The sequence below is a fragment of the Kitasatospora sp. NPDC056800 genome (assembly GCF_042789775.1).
Lineage (GTDB): Bacteria > Actinomycetota > Actinomycetes > Streptomycetales > Streptomycetaceae > Kitasatospora.
Genome location: NZ_JBHUAL010000008.1, coordinates 16,862 through 37,021, shown reverse-complemented (window position 1 = coordinate 37,021; position 20,160 = coordinate 16,862). Strand labels below are relative to the sequence as shown.

7 protein-coding genes are annotated in these 20,160 nt (G+C 76.7%); 4 read left to right on the top strand and 3 right to left on the bottom strand.

Going from position 1 to position 20,160, the window contains the following annotated elements; genetic code table 11:
* Position 1 precedes the first annotated feature (1 nt).
* The 3 genes from ACFRQN_RS03455 to ACFRQN_RS03445 form a co-directional block, all read right to left on the bottom strand.
* Complete coding sequence (locus ACFRQN_RS03455) at positions 2-1,066, bottom strand: 3-dehydroquinate synthase family protein (protein WP_380737892.1); 1,065 nt, start codon at positions 1,064-1,066, stop codon at positions 2-4.
* Positions 1,067-1,132: 66 nt separating this feature from the next.
* Positions 1,133-2,038 carry an ROK family protein gene (locus ACFRQN_RS03450; protein WP_380737890.1) on the bottom strand — a complete coding sequence of 302 codons (906 nt, stop codon included), beginning with the start codon at positions 2,036-2,038 and terminating at the stop codon, positions 1,133-1,135.
* 176 nt (positions 2,039-2,214) lie between these two features.
* Entirely contained in the window at positions 2,215-2,655 is a 441-nt protein-coding gene (locus ACFRQN_RS03445) for a type II 3-dehydroquinate dehydratase (RefSeq protein ID WP_380737888.1), read from the bottom strand.
* 162 nt (positions 2,656-2,817) lie between these two features.
* Between ACFRQN_RS03445 and ACFRQN_RS03440 the strand changes: the two genes are divergently transcribed.
* From ACFRQN_RS03440 to ACFRQN_RS03425, 4 genes are all read left to right on the top strand, one after another.
* Complete coding sequence (locus ACFRQN_RS03440; RefSeq protein ID WP_380737886.1) at positions 2,818-3,984, top strand: DegT/DnrJ/EryC1/StrS family aminotransferase; 1,167 nt, start codon at positions 2,818-2,820, stop codon at positions 3,982-3,984.
* An 8-nt stretch (positions 3,985-3,992) separates the two neighbouring features.
* On the top strand, positions 3,993-5,099 hold the full coding sequence (locus ACFRQN_RS03435; protein ID WP_380737884.1) for a Gfo/Idh/MocA family protein: 1,107 nt from the start codon (positions 3,993-3,995) through the stop codon (positions 5,097-5,099).
* A gap of 171 nt (positions 5,100-5,270) precedes the next feature.
* The gene (locus tag ACFRQN_RS03430) at positions 5,271-5,987 is read left to right on the top strand and encodes an HAD-IA family hydrolase (RefSeq protein ID WP_380737882.1); all 717 of its coding nucleotides are present in this window, start codon (positions 5,271-5,273) and stop codon (positions 5,985-5,987) included.
* A gap of 421 nt (positions 5,988-6,408) precedes the next feature.
* Entirely contained in the window at positions 6,409-20,124 is a 13,716-nt protein-coding gene (locus ACFRQN_RS03425) for an SDR family NAD(P)-dependent oxidoreductase (protein ID WP_380737879.1), read from the top strand.
* The last annotated feature ends 36 nt before the right edge of the window (positions 20,125-20,160 follow it).

Sequence of the window (20,160 nt, the reverse complement as noted above, 5' to 3'; positions counted from 1 at the left end):
CTCAGGCCTCCCCGGCGGCGGCGCGCGGCATGGCGTCCAGCGTGCGGGCGACCAGTGACTCGGGGACGTCGCTGACGAGTTCGGCGCCGCGCGGGCCGTCCAGGACGAAGGAGAGCCCGTCGACGGCCTTCTTGTCCAGCCGCATGAGGGCGATCAGCGCCCCGGTGCCGACCTCCGGCGGCAGCGCGGTCGGCAGCCCGTAGTGGGCGACCACCTCGTGGTGCTCGGCGACCCGCTCGGGGCCGATCCGGCCGAGCGCGCTCGCCAGCCGGCCGGCGAAGACCGTGCCGACGCCGACCGCCTCGCCGTGGCGCAGCCGGAAGTCGGTGGCGCGTTCCAGCGCGTGGCCCAGGGTGTGGCCGTAGTTGAGGATGTGCCGCAGCCCGGTGTCGCGCTCGTCGGCGGCCACCACTGCGGCCTTGCGGGCGACGCTCGCGGCGATCTGCTCGGGCAGCGGCAGGTGGCGGAGGTCCCCGGCGCCGATGAAGTGGCAGCGGGCGATCTCCCCGTAGCCGTTGACGCGTTCGCGCGGCGGGAGGGTGTCGAGGTAGTCGGTGTCGCAGAGCACGGCGGACGGCTGCCAGTACGCGCCCACCAGGTTCTTGCCCTCCGGGAGGTTCACCGCCGTCTTGCCGCCGACGCTCGCGTCGACCTGGGCCAGCAGCGAGGTGGGCAGGTGCACCACGGGCACTCCCCGGTGGTACAGCGCGGCGGCGAGCCCGACCGCGTCGGTGGTGGTGCCGCCGCCGCAGGAGACCACGGCGTCGGCCCGGCCGAGGCCGAACGCGGTGAAGCGGCTGCACAGTTCGGCCACCCAGGCGAGGGACTTGCCCTCCTCGCCGTCCTTCGCCTCCACCACCAGGGTGTCGAGGCCGGTGTCGGGCAGCCACTCGGCGGGCCGGGCGCTGACCACCGCGACCCGGCGGGCGCCGATCCCCGCGAGCACCCCGGCCAGCCGGTGGCGGGCGCCGGGGCCGATCAGCACCGGGTAGCCGCGCTCACCCAGCTCCACGTCGATGCGCCGCAGCCCGCCGTCCGTACGGACGAGGGTTTCTGTCGTGGTCAACTCGGCTCCCAGGGCTGGTCGGTGAGGTGGTGTGCGGTGCGGTGGGGTGCGGGCGCGGGCACGGCTTCAGGCCGCGGGCTGCAGCCGCGCCAGCGCGAGGGCGCCGTGCAGCGAGGACAGCCCGCCGAGCGCGGCCGGCCGGATCGCGGGGACCGGGCCGCCGGGGCGGGCCAGCGCGGCGGCGTGCGCCTCCACCCGCGCCGTGAAGCCGGGCAGCCCGTCGGCGAACCCGCCGCCCAGCACGGTCAGTTCGGGGTGGAACAGCTCGCCGAGCGAGACGGCCGCGGCCGCCAGCGCGGCGCAGGTCTCCTCGACGGCCTCCACCGCCCACGGCGCGCCCTCGGCCAGCCCGGACCGCAGCTCCGGGTACTCGACCGGCGCGCCGCGCAGCAGTTCCGCGCGCCGCAGGGTCGCCGGACCGGAGGCGGTGGCCTGCAGGCAGCCGCGCCGCCCGCAGTCGCAGACCGGGCCCCGGCGGTCGACGATCAGGTGCCCCGCCTCGCAGGAGCCGCGCCCCGGGCCCGGCAGCGGCGCGCCCCCGTGCACGACACCGCCGCCGACGCCCGTCCCGACACCCAGGTAGACCACGTGCCCGGACCCGGCGTGCACCGCCTCGGCGAGCGCGGCGAGGTCGCCGTCGTCCGCCCAGGCCAGGGCGGCGGCGGGGAAGAGCCGCCGCAGTGCCGGGACGAGGTCGAAGCCGCGCCAGTCGGGGCGGCCGGGCCAGGCGAGCACCCGGCCGTCCGGGCCGAGGGTCGCGGGCACGGCCACCCCGACCGCCGCGAAGTCGCCCTCCCAGCGCTCGCGCAGGTCGGCGACCGTGCCGGCCAGCGCCGTCCAGTCGGCGTAGGCGCCGGCCACCCGGGCGCCGGGCCAGCGCAGCACGGCCTCCTCGGTGCGGACCGGCCCGCCGGGCGGACCGTCCTCGGCGCGCAGCGCGACCTTGGTGCCGCCGATGTCGATGCCGAGCACGCCCCGGGCGGCCGTCGGGGCCTGAGTCGTGGGGGCCTGAGCTGTCGGGGCCTGCGGCGTTGGGCCCTGAGCCGCGGGGCCCTGAGCCGTCAGGGCCTGGGCCGCGGGACCCGGCGCCGCCGCGGCCCGCGTCGTCGTGGTGGTGCCCCCTGCCGGGGCGCCCGTCGCGAAGCCCATCAGGACGCCGGGACCTTCGCCAGCAGTGCCTGCGCGGCGAGCCGGTAGCCGAGCGCGCCGAGCCCGACGATCACGCCCGAGGCGATCGGCGCCAGTACCGACTCGTGCCGGAAGGACTCGCGCGCCCAGACGTTGGACAGGTGCACCTCGACGAACGGTCGCGGGTAGGCGGCGAGCGCGTCGCGCAGGCCCCAGCCGGCGATCATCAGCGCGCCCGGGTTCACGATCGCCCCGACGGAGCCGTCCCAGGCGTCCTGCACCGCCTCGATCAGCTGGCCCTCGGACTCGCGCTGGATGGAGACCACCTTCCAGCCCCGGCCGGCCACCTCGGCGGCGACCGCGGCCTCGATGTCGGCCAGGGTGTCGGTGCCGTAGACCTCCGGCTCGCGGCGGCCGAGAATCCCGAGATTGGGGCCGTTCAGCAATAGCAGTTCGCTCATATTCCGGTTATAGCAGCGAATTCCCCGGACGAACCCGGAGCGGGTTGCCGAACTGCAGGATAAGGGCTTTGTAGGGGGGTGCGTAGGGGAGGTGACGGGCCGGATTTCCTGGGTTAGCGTCCCGTTCCACGGTCCCCCCGACAGGAAAGGCTGCGCGGAATCATGAGTGCCCAAGGACGTCCGGCCCCGGAGTTCCCGGTCTGGCCCCAGTACGACGATGCCGAGCGCGAAGGACTGCTCAGGGCCCTGGAGCAGGGCCAGTGGTGGCGGATGGGCGGCAAGGAGGTCGACACCTTCGAGCAGGAGTTCGCCGAGTACCACGGCGCCGCCAAGGCGCTCGCCGTCACCAACGGCACCCACGCGCTGGAGATCGCCCTCCAGCTGCTCGGTGTCGGCCCGGGCACCGAGGTCATCGTGCCCGCGTTCACGTTCATCTCCTCCTCCCAGGCCGCCCAGCGGCTCGGCGCCACCGCGGTGCCGGTCGACATCGACCTCGACACCTACAACCTGAGCCCCGAGGCGGCCGCCGCCGCGATCACGCCGCGGACCCGGGCGATCATGCCCGTCCACATCGCCGGCCAGATCGCCGACCTGGACGCCCTCGACAAGCTCGCCGCCGACTCGGGCGTCTCGATCGTGCAGGACGCCGCGCACGCCCACGGCGCCCGCTGGCGCGGCCGCCGGGTCGGCGAGCTGGGCTCGATCGCCGCGTTCAGCTTCCAGAACGGCAAGCTGATGACGGCCGGCGAGGGCGGCGCCGTCACCTTCCCGGAGACCGCCCAGTACGACGAGGCGTTCCTGCGGCACAGCTGCGGCCGCCCGCCGACGGACCGGAAGTACTACCACCAGACCTCCGGCTCCAACTTCCGGCTCAACGAGTTCTCCGCGAGCGTGCTGCGCGCCCAGCTCGCCCGCCTGGACGGCCAGATCAGCGTCCGCGAGGAGCGCGCCAAGCTGCTCAAGAGCCTGCTGACGGAGATCCCCGGCGTGGTGCCGCAGGGCCACGACGAGCGGGCCGACCGCGTCCCGCACTACATGGCGATGTTCCGGGTGCCCGGCCTCGGCGAGGACCGGCGCAACGCCCTGGTCGACGACCTGATCGCGCGCGGCCTGCCCGCCTTCGTGGTCTTCCGCGCCATCTACCGCTCGGACGGCTTCTGGGAGTCGGCCGCGCCCGACACCACCGTCGACGCGCTGGCCGAGGCCTGCCCCAACAGCGAGGCGCTCACCGCCGACGGCATCTGGCTGCACCACCGCACCCTCCTCGCGAGCGAGCGGGCGATCGAGGACACCGCGCAGATCATCGCCGACGCCCTGGCCGCGGTGTGAACGCGCGGGTGAGCACCGCCGGACGGGGGCCGGACGCCCCGGTGCGGGTGGCCGTCGTCGGCCTCGGCTGGGCGGGCCGCACCATCTGGCTGCCCCGCCTGACGGCCCACCCGGCCTACCGGGTCACCGCCGTCGTCGAGCCCGGCCCCGGCGGCGCGGAGCACGTGCCGGCCGACGCCGCGCTCCTCGCCGACGCCGACCTGCTCGGCCCCGACGTCGACCTCGCGGTCGTCGCGGTGCCCAACCACCTGCACACCCCCGTGGCCGAACGCCTGCTCGCCCGCGGCATCCCGGTGTTCCTGGAGAAGCCGGTCTGCCTCAGCTCCGCCGAGGCGGACCGGCTGGCCGCCGCCGAACGCGCCGGCGGGACCGTCCTGCTGGCGGGCAGCGCCGCCCGCTACCGGCCGGACGTCGCCGCCCTCACCGAACTGGCGGCGGACCTCGGCCCGATCCGGCACGTCGACCTCGCCTGGGTCCGCGCCAGCGGTGTCCCCGACGCCGGCGGGTGGTTCACCAGCCGGCGGCTCTCCGGCGGCGGCGCCCTGGTCGACCTCGGCTGGCACCTGCTGGACACGGCCCAGGCCGTGCTCGGCGGCGACGTCCGGTTCCCGTCGGTGCTCGGCTCGCTCTCCGCCGACTTCGTCAACGACGGCAGGCGCGGCGCCGGCTGGCGCGGCACCGAGGGGCCGGACGGCGCGGGAGACGTCGAGGACACCGCCCGCGGCTTCCTGCTCACCGACACCGGCGTCTCGGTGGCGGTGCGGGCGAGCTGGGCCTCCCACGAGTCCGTCGACACCACCCGGATCACCGTGGAGGGTGCCACCGGTTCCGCGACCCTGGAGTGCACCTTCGGCTTCAGCCCGAACCGTCGGGTCCCGCGCCTCACCCGGACCCGCGACGGCGTCACCACCGAGGTCCCGCTGCCCGGGGAGGACGTCGGCACCGAGTACGTGAGCCAGCTCGACGAGCTGCCCGCCGTGCTCGCCGACCCGGCCTCGCGCGGCGCGGCCGTGAAGCGCGCCCACCACACCATCTCGGTCATCGAGCGGCTCTACGCGGCGGCCCGCGCCCCGCGGCCGCGGCTCGCCGACGAGGCCGCGGCGCTCGCCGTCTGACCGTCGTCGGCGTCCGACCGCCGTTCCCGCCGTTCCCGCCGTTCCCCGCCGAGCCGCGGCTCCACCCGAGCAGCCCCGTGCCCAGGCCCCGGAGGCCGTGCCCATCCCGTCGGCCCCGGGGCGCCAGGCCCGGTCACCCGTCCGGGCAGCCCCTCGTCCCATGGAGATCCCATGCCGATCGACCAGCTCGCAGCCACCGCCCCGACCACCGGGCCCGACGGCCACGCGCTCGCCACCTTCCCCCCGCTGCGCGCGGTGGTCTTCGACCTCGACGGCGTCATCGTCGACAGCTTCGACGTGATGCGCCGGGCGTTCCTCACCGCCTACGAGGAGGTGGTCGGCGACGGCAACCCGCCGTTCGAGGAGTACTGCCGCCACCTGGGCCGCTACTTCCCGGACATCATGCGGATCATGGGGCTGCCGCTCGCCCTGGAGGAGCCCTTCGTCCGGGAGAGCTACCGGCTCGCCCCCCAGGTCACCGTGCACGCCGGGGTGCGGGAACTGCTCGTCGACCTCAACCGGCGCGGCATCCGGCTGGCCGTGGCCACCGGCAAGAGCGGCCCCCGGGCCCGCTCGCTGCTCGACCAGCTCGGGCTGCTGCACCACTTCGACCACGTGCTCGGCTCCGACGAGGTCCCCCGGGCCAAGCCCGCGCCCGACATCGTGCTGCGCGCCCTGGAACTGCTCGACGTGCCGGCCGAACGGACCGTCATGGTCGGCGACGCCGTCACCGACCTGGCGAGCGCCCGGGGCGCCGGGGTCGGCGCGATCGCCGTGCTGTGGGGCGAGAGCGACGAGGCGGCGCTGCTCGCCGAACGGCCCGACGCGGTGCTGCGCCGGCCCGACGACCTGCTCGCCCTGCTGCCCGAACCCGTCCCGGCCCACTGACCGGCCGCGATCCCGCCCCACCCGGCCGCCCCACCGGCCGGTCCGGGCCGCCCGCCCCGCCGCGCCCACGCCCGGCGGGGCGGCGCCGTTCCCACCCACCGCTCAGCCGCCGGCCGGGCCCGCCACCCCTGCCCCGTCCACCGTGATTAGGGCCCGTATAGGGGGTCGGATAGGGGCGGCCCGGAGCCCCCGCCGCACGAGACTGTGACCGGCGGGAATTCGCGTACGGCCGCCCCGGAAAGGCCGCCCGGCAATTGCGCCGGCCCCGTACCGCGACATTCCGGCCAGGAAATGCAAGCCCCATTCCGCCGCCGCCCACCCCTGGTGCCGGGCGGAAATCGAATGCCCCGCCCGAGGCCCGAACCGGGCCGACCGGAACAGACCCCGAACCGACCCTGAACCGACCCAAGGAAGTGACGGCATGTTGCGCACCGAGCTGATCCGGCCGCTGCCCGAACTGCTGGCCGAGCACGCCCGCGACAGCTCGGACAAGACCGCGTTCCGCGACGCCGTCCGCGGCGTGACCTACGGCGAGCTCCACGCCCGCACCGGCCGGATCGCCGGCCACCTCGCCGACCTGCGCCTCCAGCCCGGCGACCGGGCCGCGATCCTGCTCGGCAACAGCGTCGAGGTGGTGGAGGCCTACTTCGGCATCCTGCGCGCCGGCGCCATCGGCGTCCCGCTCAACCCGCACGCCACCGAGGCCGAGCTCACCCACCTGCTGGACGACAGCGGCGCCCGCGTCGTCATCACCGACGCCGCCCGCGCCGCCGGCCTGGACGCCCTCGCCCGCGGCCGGGCCGACCTGCGGGTGATCGTCACCGGCGAGGGCCCCGTCCCGGCCGGCACCCTCTCCTTCGAGACCCTGGCCGGCACCGACCCCGCCACCCCCGCGCGCGACGACCTCGGCCTCGACGACCCCGCCTGGATGCTCTACACCTCCGGCACCACCGGCCGGCCCAAGGGCGTGCTGTCCACCCAGCGCAACTGCCTCTGGTCGGTCGCCGCCTGCTACGTGCCGGTGCCCGGCCTGAGCGCCGAGGACCGGGTGGTCTGGCCGCTGCCGCTGTTCCACAGCCTCTCCCACATCGCCTGCGTGCTGAGCGTCACCGCCGTCGGCGCCACCGCCCGCATCCTCGACGGCTTCGCCGCGCGGGACGTCCTGGAGGCCGTCCGCGAGGAGTCCGCGACCTTCCTGGCCGGCGTGCCCACCATGTACCAGCAGCTGGTGCGCGCCGCCCGGGAGGACGGCTTCACCGCGCCGGCCCTGCGGATGTGCCTGGTCGGCGGCGCCATGACCACCGCCGCGCTGCGGCGCTCCTTCGAGGAGGCGTTCGGCGCGCCGCTCATCGACGCCTACGGCTCCACCGAGACCTGCGGCTCGATCACCGTCAACTGGCCCACCGGCGCCCGCGTCGAGGGCTCCTGCGGCCTGCCCGTCCCCGGCCTGGGCGTGCGCCTGGTCGACGTCGAGACCGGCCTGGACGCCGCCGACGGCGAGGAGGGCGAGGTCTGGGTGCGCGGCCCGAGCGTGATGCTCGGCTACCACAACCAGCCCGAGGCCACCGAGCAGGCGCTGCGCGGCGGTTGGTACCACACCGGCGACCTAGCCCGGCGGGACGGCTCCGGCTACTTCACCATCACCGGCCGGATCAAGGAACTCATCATCCGCGGCGGCGAGAACATCCACCCGGCCGAGGTCGAGGAGGTGCTGCGCGGCGTGCCCGGCGTCGCGGACGTCGCCGTCGTCGGCAAGCCCCACGAGGTGCTCGGCGAGGTGCCGGTGGCCTTCCTGGTGCCCGGCCCCGGCGGCCTCGACCCGGAGGCCCTGCTGGCCGCCTGCCGGGAACGGCTCTCCTACTTCAAGGTCCCCGAGGAGCTGTACGAGACGGAACGCATCCCGCGCACCGCCTCCGGCAAGATCACCCGGCACGTGCTGCTGGACGCGCCCGCCCGGCTGCGGGCCGCCGGCGGCAGCCACTACGAGCACCTGTTCCGCGTCGACTGGCTGCCGCTCTCCTCCGTCCCCGGCGCCCGCTCCGCCGCCGGCACCTGGGCGGTGCTCGGCGCCGACGCCTTCGGCCTCGCCGACGCCCTCGGTGCCGCCGCCCACCCCGACCCGGCCGCGCTGGCCGCGGCCGGCCCGCTGCCCGATGCCGCCGTGCTCGGCGTCGGCGCCGGCCTGCGCACCCCCGGGCCGCTCGCCGCCGACGTCGAGGAGGCCGTGCGCGCCCTCGACGGGCAGCTCACCGCCTGGCTCGCCGAGGAACGGCTCGCCGACACCGCGCTGGTCGTCGTCACCCGGGGCGCCGCCGGCCCCGGCGGCGCCACCGACCTCGTCCAGGCCGCGCTGCGCGGCGTGGTCCGCGCCGCCCGGGTGGCGAACCCCGGCCGGTTCCTGCTGGTCGACCTCGACGCGGAGGAGAACGCCGCCGACGCCCTGGCCACCGCCGTCGCCTCCGGCGAACCCGAACTCGTCGTCCGCTCCGGCGTGGCGCTGCGCCCGCGCGCCGCCCGGGTGTCCGCCGCGCTCGCCCACGGCGAGCCCGGCGCCCGCTTCGACCCGTGCCGCACCGTCCTGGTCACCGGCGCCGACGGGCCGGCCGCCGCCGCCGTCGCCCACCACCTGGTGGCCGGCCGCGGCGTGCGCCGGATCCTGCTCACCAGCCCCCACGGCCCCGCCGACCGGGCCGCCGCCGAACTCGCCGGGCGGCTCACCGCCGCCGGCGCCGAGACCACCCTCAGCGCCCTCGACCTCGCCGACCGCGACGCCCTCGCCGACTGGCTGGCCGGCCCGGGCACGCGCTTCAACGCCGTCGTCCACACCCCCGGCGCGGCCTTCCCCGGCCTCGGCGCCGCCCTCGCCGCCGCCGTCAACCTGCACGAACTGACCGCCGGCACCGAGCTGTCCGCCTTCGTCGTGCACACCCCCACCGTCGGACCGCTCGGCACCCCCGGCGCCCCCGGGGAGGCCGCCGCCGCGGCGTTCCTCGACGCCCTCGCCCACCACCGCAGCCGCCACGGCCTGCCCGGCCTCGCCCTCATCACCGGCCCCGCCGACGGGGACGGACGCCCCGTGCCGCCCGGCCTCGGCCGGCTCACCGCCCAGGAGAGCGCCGCCGCCTTCGACGCCGCCCACCTGGCCGACCACACCTCCCTGCTGCTGCTCCGGCTCGACCCCGAAGGGCTGGACGCCCTCGCCCCGCAGGACGTCCCGGCCCTGCTGCGCGACCTCATCGACACCCCGGCCGGCCCGAGCGCCCCGGACACCGCGACCGCCGCCGCGCTGCGCCGCCGCCTGGCCGGCCGCCCGGCCGCCGACCGGCAGCGCGAGCTGCTCGACCTCGTCCTCGCGGAGACCGCCGGGCTGGCCGGCGACGGCCCCGACCCGATCCGCCCCGACGGCCCGTTCAAGGACCTCGGCTTCACCTCCGCCACCGCCGTCGAACTGCGCGGCCGCCTCACCGCCGCCACCGGCCTGCGGCTGCCCGCCACCCTCGCCTTCGACCACCCCAACCCGACCGCCGTCGCGGCCTTCCTGCTGAACGCGCTGACCGGCCGTCCGGCCACCGCCGCCCGGCCCGCGCCCGTACCGCGCACCGTACCGCCCGCCGAGGACCCCGTCGTCATCGTCGGCGCCGCCTGCCGGCTGCCCGGCGGCGTCGCCTCCCCGGCCGACCTGTGGCGGCTGGTCGCCGAGGGCACCGACGCGATCACCCCCTTCCCCGCCGACCGCGGCTGGGACCTCGACGCCCTCTACGACCCGGACCCGGCCGTCCCCGGCACCTCCTACGCCCGCCACGGCGGATTCCTGCACGACGCGGGCGAGTTCGACGCCGCCTTCTTCGGGATCTCCCCGCGCGAGGCGCTCGCGACGGACCCGCAGCAGCGGCTGCTGCTGGAGACCTCCTGGGAACTGCTGGAGCGCGCGGGCATCGACCCGACCTCGCTCAAGGGGCAGCCGGTCGGCGTCTACGCGGGCCTGATGTACCACGACTACGCCACCGACCTCGCCGAGGTCCCGGACGGCCTTGAGGGCTACCTGGGCACCGGCAACGCCGGCTCGGTCGCCTCCGGCCGGGTCTCCTACACCCTGGGTCTCGAAGGCCCGTCGGTGACGGTGGACACCGCCTGCTCCTCCTCCCTGGTGGCCCTGCACCTGGCCGCGCAGGCGCTGCGCGACGGCGAGTGCACGCTCGCCCTGGCCGGCGGCGCCGCGATCATGGCCCGGCCCACCTCCTTCGTCGAGTTCTCCCGCCAGCGCGCGCTCTCCGCCGACGGCCGGGCCCGCGCCTACGCGGACGGCGCCGACGGCACCGCCTGGGCCGAGGGGGTGGGCCTGGTGCTGCTGGAGCGGCTGTCGGACGCCCGGCGGTTGGGGCACGAGGTGCTGGCCGTGGTCCGGGGTTCGGCCGTCAACCAGGACGGTGCGTCCAATGGCCTGACCGCCCCGAACGGCCCCTCGCAGGAGCGGGTGATCCGGGCGGCCCTCGCCAACGCCCGGCTGACGGCGGCGGACGTCGATGCCGTCGAGGGGCACGGGACGGGGACCTCGCTGGGCGACCCGATCGAGGCGCAGGCGGTGCTGGCCACCTACGGGCAGGGCCGTCCGGCCGAACAGCCGCTCTGGCTGGGGTCGTTGAAGTCCAACATCGGCCACGCCCAGGCCGCCGCCGGCGTCGCCGGCGTGATCAAGATGGTGGAGGCGCTGCGCCACGGCGTGCTGCCGAAGAGCCTGCACATCGACGAGCCCAGCACCAAGGTGGACTGGGAGTCCGGCGCGGTCGCCCTGCTCACCGAGGAACGGGCCTGGCCCGAGGTCGACCGGCCGCGCCGGGCCGCCGTCTCCTCCTTCGGCGTCAGCGGCACCAACGCCCACGTCGTCCTGGAGCAGGCCCCCGCCCAGGAGCCGGCGCACCGGGCGGTGCCCGCCGGACTCGACGGCGAACCCGACGCCGGCTCCGGCACCCCGGTGCCCTGGCTGCTCTCCGCCCGTTCCCCCGAGGCCCTGCGCGAACAGGCCGAACGGATCGCCGGGTTCACCGCGGCCAGGCCCCTCGCCGAGGCGCCGGCCGTCGCCCGCGCGCTCGCCGGCTCCCGGGCCGCGCTGGAACGGCGGGCCGTCGTGGTCGCCGCCGACCGGGCACGGGCGCTGAGCGGGCTGCGGGCCCTGGCCGAGGGGGAGGCCGCGGCCGGGCTGGTGTCCGGTCGGGCGGAGGTGAGCGGTCGGTCGGTGTTCGTCTTCCCGGGCCAGGGTTCCCAGTGGGCCGGGATGGGGCGTCGGCTGCTCGCCGAGTCCGCGGTGTTCGCGCGGGCTCTGGAGGAGACCGCGGAGGCGCTGAAGCCCTATGTCGACTGGTCGTTGCTCGATGTGGTGAACCAGGTGCCGGGTGCCGCTTCGCTGGAGCGGGTGGACGTGGTGCAGCCGGTGTCGTTCGCGGTGAACGTCGCGCTGGCCCGTCTCTGGGCGTCGCTGGGTGTGGTGCCGGACGCGGTGGTCGGCCACTCGCAGGGGGAGATCGCGGCGGCGCACGTCGCCGGGATCCTCTCGCTGGACGACGCCGCCGCTGTGGTGGCGCTGCGGTCGCAGGCCATCGCCCGGGGTCTGGCCGGACGCGGCGGCATGGTGTCGATCGGGCTGCCGCTCGCCGAGGTGGCCGACCGACTCCCCGCCGGGGTCGAGGTCGCCGCGGTCAACGGCCCCTCCTCGGTCGTGGTGGCCGGTGACCCGGCCGGCCTCGACACCGTGGTGGCCGCCTTCGAGGAGCGCGGCGCCCGGGTGCGCCGGATCCCCGTCGACTACGCCTCCCACACCGCCCACGTCGAGTCCATCGAGGTCGAACTCGCCGAGCTGCTGGGTTCGGTGAAGCCGCAGCCGGCCGTCGTCCCGTTCCTGTCGACGGTCGAGGGCCGCTGGCTGGAGGGTCCGGAGTTGGACGCGGGGTACTGGTACCGCAACCTGCGGCAGACGGTCCGCTTCGCCGACGCCGTCGAGACCCTCGCCGGTGACGGTTTCCGGGCCTTCGTCGAGGTCAGCGCCCACCCCGTGCTCGCGCACGCCGTCGTCGAGGCCCTGGAGGAGGCCGTCCAGGCGCCGACCGTCGTCACCGGCACGCTGCGGCGCGAGGACGGCGGCTGGGACCGCGTCCTGCTCGCCGCCGCCGAACTCCACGTCCGCGGCCTGCCCGTGGACTGGTCCACGGCCCACGCCGGGGCCGACACCGTCCGCCCCTCCGAACTGCCCACCTACCCCTTCCAGCACCAGCGCTACTGGCTCCGGCCGGGCCGCTCCGCCGGCGACCTCGCCGCCGTCGGCCTGGACAAGGCCGGCCACCCACTGCTGGAGACCGAACTGCTGCTCGGCACCGAGGAAGGCGCCGTCTTCACCGGCCGGATCACCGAACGCACCCTGCCCTGGCTGGCCGACCACCGGGTCGGCGGCGCGACGCTGCTGCCCGGCACCGCGCTGCTCGACGCCCTCGCCCACGTCGGCCACCGGCTCGGCGCGCCCACGGTCGAGGAACTGACCGTCTCCGCCCCGCTCGTCGTCCCGGACGGCGGCGGCCTCGACCTCCAGGTCCACGTCGGCGAGGCCGAGGACGGCCGCCGCGCCGTCCGGCTGCTCACCCGCACCGGCCCCGGCCTGCCGTGGCACGCCAACGCCACCGGAACGCTCGCCCCCGAGGGCCCGGAGCCCGCCACCGCCGACGACCTGACGGTCTGGCCGCCCGCCGGAGCCCGCCCGCTCGACACCGACGGCCTCTACGACCGGCTCACCGTCGCCTACGGCCCCGCGTTCCACGCCGTCGAGGCCGCCTGGCTCGCCGACGGCCGCCTCTACGCCCAGCTCCGCCTCCCCGACACCACCACCGACACCGCCGCCTACGGCCTGCACCCCGCCCTGCTGGACGCCGCCCTCCACCCGCTCGGCGAGGCCGGCCTCCTCCCCGGCGCCGACGTGCCCAGGCTCGCCTTCTCCTGGGCCGGCGTGCGCCTGCACGCCACCGGTGCCGAGGCGCTGCGCGTGGTCGTCACCCCCGCCGGCCCCGACACCCTCACCATCCGGGCCGCCGACGACACCGGCGCCCCCGTCGTGGACGTCGAGGCCCTCACCGTGCGGCCGGTGGACCCGAGCGGCCTCACCGCCGGTCCGGCGGACGACGCGGCCCTGTTCGAGGTCGACTGGGTCCCCGCACCCGAGGCCGCCGACGCGCCCGCCGACACGCCCGCCGACTGGACCCTCCACGGCGACCTGCCCGAGGACGGCGCCCTGCCGCCCCTCGTGGTCCTGCCCGCCGGCGTGGGCGCGCCCTCCGACACCGTGCCCGAGCGCGCCCACGCCGTCGGCCACGACGTCCTGCGGGCGCTCCAGGCCTGGCTGGCCGACGACCGGACGGCCGACTCCCGGCTCGTCGTCGTCACCCGGCGCGGCGAACTCGTCCAGGAACCCGTCCGGGGCCTGGTGCGCACCGCCCAGTCGGAGAACCCCGGCCGCTTCGTCCTCGCCGAGGCCGACGACCCGGCCGACGCCGCCCGGGCGGTGGCCGCCGCACCGGACGACGAACCGCAGCTGGCGCTGCGCGACGGGCGACGGCTGGTCGCCCGCCTGCGCCGCCCGGCCGCCCCGCCGGCCCCCGCGCCGGACGCGCCGTCCCCGCTGGCCGGCGGCACCGTCCTGGTCACCGGCGCCAACGGCGGCCTGGGCCGCCTGGTGGCCCGTCACCTCGCGGCGGTCCACCGCGTCGCGGAACTCGTGCTCCTCTCCCGCTCCGCCGTACCCGCCGACCTGCTCGAAGAACTCGCCGCGCACGGCACCCTGGTCCGCGCCGAGGCCGTCGACACCGCCGACCGCACCGCGCTGGCCGCCGTCGTCGACACCCTCGCCGACCGGCTGACCGGCGTCGTCCACGTCGCCGGGATCGTCGACGACGGCGTCATCGAAGCGCTGGACGCCGCCAAGTGGCACAGCGTGCTGCGCCCGAAGGTCGACGCCGCCTGGCACCTGCACGAGCTCACCGCCGGCCTCGACCTGGCCGCCTTCGCGCTCTACTCCTCCGCCTCCGGCGTCCTCGGCGGCTCCGGCCAGGGCAACTACGCGGCCGGCAACGCCTTCCTCGACGGCCTGGCCGCCCACCGGCGCTCGCTCGGACTGCCCGCCGTGTCGCTCGCCTGGGGCCTGTGGGCCGAGGCCGCCGGCATGGGCGGCCGGCTCAGCGACACCGACCTCGCCCGGATGGCCCGGGTCGGCACCCGCCCGCTCTCCGCCGACCAGGGCCTCGCCCTCCTGGACGCCGCGCTCACCGGCGAGCCCGCGGCCGTGGTGCCGATCAGGCTCGACGTCACCGGCGTCCGCACCGAGGACCTCCCGCCACTGCTGCGCGACCTGGCACCCGCCGCCCGCGCACCCCGCGCCCTGCGCCGGGCCGCCGCCCGCACCGCCGCGGACGGCGCCGGCACCCTCGCCCGGCGGCTCGCCGGACTCTCCGCCGCCGACCGCGACGAACTGCTGACCGCCCTCGTCCGCGACACCGCCGCCGCCGTCCTCGGCCACGGCTCGGCCGCGGCACTGGACGTCGACAAGGCGTTCAAGGAGCTCGGCATCGACTCGCTCACCGCCGTCGAACTCCGCAACGCCCTCGGCACCGCCACCGGCCTGCGCCTGCCCGCCACCCTGGTGTTCAACTACCCGACGCCCAAGGCCCTCGCCGCCCACCTCGCGACCGAACTCGTCGGCGAGGAACCGGCCCCCGCCGCCCTCGCCACCCCCGCGGCACAGGCCGCCGGGACCGAGGACGACCCGATCGCGATCGTCGCCGTCGGCTGCCGCTTCCCCGGCGGCCTCGACTCCGGCGAGGACCTCTGGCGCTTCGTCGCCGCCGGCGGCGACGCCGTCACCGGCCTGCCCGCCGACCGGGGCTGGGACCTCGACGGCAGCTACGACCCCGACCCCGACGCCCCCGGCCGCACCTACGTGCGCGGCGGCGGATTCCTGCCCGGCATCGCCGACTTCGACGCCGCCTTCTTCGGCATCAACCCGCGCGAGGCCCTGGCGATGGACCCGCAGCAGCGCCTGCTGCTCGAAGTCGCCTGGGAGACCCTGGAGCGCGCCGGACTCGACCCCACCGCCCTGCGCGCCACCCCGACCGGCGTCTTCATCGGCACCCACGGCCAGGACTACGGCACCCAGGGCACCGGCGGCGCCGCCGACGAGGGCTACCTGGTCACCGGCAACGCGGGCAGCGTGCTCTCCGGCCGCCTCTCCTACGCCCTCGGCCTGGAGGGACCCGCGATCACCGTCGACACCGCCTGCTCCTCCTCCCTGGTCGCCCTGCACCTCGCCGCCCAGGCGCTCCGCGCCGGGGAGTGCACGCTGGCCCTGGCCGGCGGCGCCTCGGTGATGTCCACGCTCGAAGGCCTGGTCGGCTTCTCCCGGCAGCGCGGCCTCGCCGCCGACGGCCGGAGCAAGGCCTTCGCCGACGCAGCCGACGGGTTCGGGATGTCCGAGGGCGTGGGCCTGCTGCTGCTCGAACGGCTCTCCGACGCCCGGCGGTTGGGGCACGAGGTGCTGGCGGTTGTCCGGGGTTCGGCCGTCAACCAGGACGGTGCGTCCAACGGTCTGACTGCCCCGAACGGTCCCTCGCAGGAGCGGGTCATCCGGGCAGCCCTCGCCAACGCCCGCCTGACGGCCGCCGACGTCGACGCCGTCGAGGCGCACGGCACCGGCACCCCGCTCGGCGACCCGATCGAGGCCCACGCCCTGCTCGCCACCTACGGCAAGGACCGCCCGGCCGAACAGCCGCTCTGGCTCGGGTCGGTGAAGTCCAACATCGGCCACACCCAGGCCGCCGCCGGTGCGGCGGGCGTGATCAAGATGGTCGAGGCGCTGCGCCACGGCGTACTGCCGCAGACCCTCCACATCGACGCGCCCTCCTCGCACATCGACTGGTCCTCGGGCGGCATCGCCCTGCTCACCGAGCAGCGGGCCTGGCCGGCGGCCGACCGCCCGCGCCGGGCCGGCGTCTCGGCGTTCGGCGTGAGCGGGACGAACGCGCACGTGATCCTGGAGCAGGCGGAGCCGGCGGGCGCGGCCCTGTCCGTCGACGGAGCAGTGACGCCCGTCGGTGCCGGGGAGAACGTGGGTCCCTGGGTGGTCTCGGCCGCCTCGGAGGCGGCGCTGCGTCAGCAGGCCGCGCGGCTGGCGGCCTTCGCGGAGGGGCAGCCGGCGCCGGACCTCGCCGCCACCGCCCGGGCTCTCGTCACCGCGCGCACCCGGTTCACCGAGCGTGCCGTGGCCGTCGGCGCCGACCGGGCCGCGCTCGTCGCCGCCCTGCGGGCCCTGGCCGAGGGGGAGGCCGCGGCCGGGCTGGTGTCCGGCCGGGCGGAGGTGAGCGGTCGGTCGGTGTTCGTCTTCCCGGGTCAGGGTTCCCAGTGGGCCGGGATGGGGCGTCGGCTGCTCGTCGAGTCCGCGGTGTTCGCGGAGGCGCTCGGTGAGGTCGACAAGGCTCTGAGGGCTTATGTCGACTGGTCGTTGCTGGATGTGGTGAACCAGGTGCCGGGTGCCGCTTCGTTGGAGCGGGTGGACGTGGTGCAGCCGGTGTCGTTCGCGGTGAACGTCGGCCTGGCGCGCCTCTGGGCGTCGCTGGGTGTCGTTCCTGACGCGGTGGTCGGCCACTCGCAGGGCGAGATCGCGGCGGCGCATGTCGCGGGCATCCTCTCGCTGGAGGACGCGGCGGCGGTGGTGGCGCTGCGGTCGCAGGCCATCGCCCGGGGTCTGGCCGGACGCGGCGGGATGGTCTCGGTCGGGCTGCCGCTCGTCGAGGTGGCCGACCGGCTCCCCGCCGGGGTCGAGGTCGCGGCCGTCAATGGCCCCTCCTCGGTGGTGGTGGCCGGTGACCCGGCGGGTCTGGACACGCTCGTCGTCGCGTACGAGGAGCAGGGCGTGCGCGTGCGGCGGATCGCCGTCGACTACGCCTCGCACACCTCGCACGTGGAGTCGATCGAGGCCGAACTCGCCGAGCTGCTCGGCGCCGTGAAGCCCCAGCCCGCCGCCATCCCCTTCCTCTCCACCGTCGAGGGCCGCTGGCTGGAGGGCCCGGAGCTGGACGCCGGGTACTGGTACCGCAACCTGCGGCAGACCGTCCGCTTCGGCGACGCCGTCGAGACCTTGGCGGGTGACGGTTTCCGGGCGTTCGTCGAGGTCAGCGCGCACCCCGTGCTCGCCCACGGCATCGTCGAGGCCCTGGAGGAGGCCGTTCAGGCGCCGACCGTCGTCACCGGGACCCTGCGCCGCGAGGACGGCGGCTGGGACCGCGTCCTGCTCGCCGCCGCCGAACTCCACGTGCACGGCCTGTCCGTGGACTGGTCCACGGCCCACGCCGGAGCCGGCACCGTCCGTCCCTCCGAACTGCCCACCTACGCCTTCCAGCACCAGCGCTTCTGGCTGGAGCCCGTGGCCGCCACGGGTGACGTGACCGCGTTCGGGGTCGCCGCCGCCGAGCACCCGCTGCTCGGCACCCTGGTCGAACTGCCCGACGGGGGAGAGGTGTTCACCGGACGGCTGTCGGTCCGATCGCACCCGTGGCTGGCCGGCCACGCCGTCTCCGGGACGGTCCTGCTGCCCGGCGCGGCCTTCCTCGAACTCGCCCTGCGGGCGGGGGAGCGGACCGGTCTCGGCCGACTCGACGAGCTGGTCGTCGAGGCGCCCGGGATCCTGCCCGAGCGCGGTGGCCTCCAGGTCCGTGTCACGGTCGACCCGGCCACCGCCGACGACGACCGCCGGGCCGTCCACGTGCACTCGCGGCCCGAGGACGCGGAGGGCGGCGTGTGGACCCGGCACGCCACCGGCTTCCTGGCGGCCGAGACCGCACCGGAGTTCGGCTACGAGGCGTGGCCGCCGGCCGGCGCGGAGCCGGTCGCCCTGGACGGATTCTACGAGCGGCTGGCCGAGGCGGGCTACGAGTACGGCGACGCGTTCCGGGGCCTGCGGGCCGCCTGGCGGTCGGGCGAGGAGGTGTTCGCCGAGGTCGCGCTGCCGGAGGAACTGACGGACTCCGCCGGGCGGTTCGGACTGCACCCGGCCCTGCTGGACGCGGCCCTGCAGTCCGCCAACCTGGGCGCGGCGCCGGTGGCCGGACCGGGGGAGGTGCTGCTGCCGTTCGCCTGGAACGACGTGGCCCTGTACGCGTCCGGGGCCACCGCGCTGCGGGTGCACTCCCGCCGGGAGGGCCCGGACAGCGTCTCCTTCGCGCTGACCGACCCGGTCGGCCGGCCCGTCGGTGCCGTCGGGGCGCTGGTCCTGCGGCCGGTGGCGCCCGAGCGGCTGTCCGCCGCCCGGGACACCGCCGCCGAGCACCTGTACCGCGTCGACTGGGCGCCCGCCGACCTGCCGCGGGCGGCGGACCGCCCGTCCGGGGACGATGTCCTCGACTTGACCCGCGTCCCCGAGGGGTTGCCGGTGCCGCAGGCGGCCCGGGCACTCGTCGGCGCCGCGCTCGGCGGGATCCAGGAGCACCTGGCCGGTGACTCCGCCGGCCCGCTCGCGGTCCTGACCGCGCACGGCGCCGGGGACCCGGCGGCGGCCGCCGTCCGGGGCCTGGTCCGCACCGCGCAGCTCGAACACCCGGGCCGGATCGTCCTGGTGGACACCGACGGCTCGGCGGTGCCCGCCTCACTGGTGGCCGACGCGCTCGCGTCCGGCGAACCCCATGTCGCCTGGCGCGACGGGACCGCGGTGGTGCCGCGCCTGGCGCGTGCCGAGGCGCCCACCGGCACCGGCCCGGTCCTGGATCCGGCGGGGACGGTGCTGGTGACCGGTGGTACGGGGACGTTGGGCGGGTTGGTGGCCCGGCATCTGGTGGAGTCGCACGGGGTGCGGCGGCTGCTGTTGGTGAGCCGTCGCGGCGTGGCGGCGCCGGGTGCGGCGGAGTTGGTGGCCGGACTCGAGGCGCTCGGTGCCGAGGTGGAGGTGGTGGCCGCCGATGTGTCGGACCGTTCGGTGGTCGACGACCTGGTGCGTCGGGTCCCGGTGGAGCGTCCGCTGACGGCGGTGGTGCACACCGCCGGCACGCTGGCCGACGGCGTCTTCGAGACGCGGTCGGCGGAGGAGCTGGGGGAGGTGTTCGCCCCGAAGGCGGACGCGGCCTGGCACCTGCACGAGGCGACCGCGGGCCTGGGTCTGGCGGCCTTCGTTCTCTTCTCCTCCGGCGCGGGCGTGTTCGGCAGTGCCGGGCAGAGCCTGTACGGGTCGGCGAACGGCTTCCTGGACGGCCTGGCCGGGTGGCGCCGTGAGCGGGGTCTGCCGGCGGTGTCGCTGGCCTGGGGCCTGTGGGCTCAGGCCAGCGGCCTGACCGGGCACCTGGACGAGGCCGATCGCGCCCGGCTGGCCCGGGGCGGCCTGGCGGCCATGGCGACGGAGGAGGCGCTGGCGCTGTTCGACGCCGCGCTGCGGTCCCCGGAGGCGCTGCTGGTCCCGACCCGGCTGGACCGCGACGCGCTGCGCGGGCAGGCGGCGGGCGGCGAACTGAACCCGCTGCTGCGCGGCCTGGTCCGCACCCCCCGCCGCACCGCCGCCACCGCCGGGGCACCGGCCGGCGACGGCCGTGAGGTCCTGTTCCGCAGGCTCTCCGCGGTGGGCGAGACCGAACAGCTCCGGCTGCTCCTGGACCTGGTCCGGGCCAGCGCGGCCAAGGTGCTCGGCCAGAGCATCGACGAGACGGTGAAGCCCGCTCAGGCGTTCAAGGACGTCGGCTTCGACTCGCTGACCTCGCTGCGGATCCGCACCAGCCTCACCGAGGCCACCGGTGTCCGGCTCCCGGCGACCCTGGTCTTCGACCACCCGACCCCGGCCGCCGTCGCCGAGCACCTGCGGGACCGGCTGGGCCTGGCGGGCTCGGTGGCCGTGCCGCCCGTCCTGCTCGAACTCGACCGGCTGGAGCAGGCGTTGGCGGCCACGGCCGGGACGGCCGGCGCGTCCGGGGCGCCCGACGGACTGCGCGCCCAGGTGGCCGCCCGGCTGGAGGCCCTCACCGCCCGCTGGGCGGAGTCGGGCGAGGAGCCCGAGGCCGAGGGCGTCGACCTGGGCGCCGCCTCGGACGACGAGCTCTTCGACCTGATCGACAACGAACTCGGCCTTTCCTGATGACGGATACGAGGAAGAACCCCATGTCGAACGACG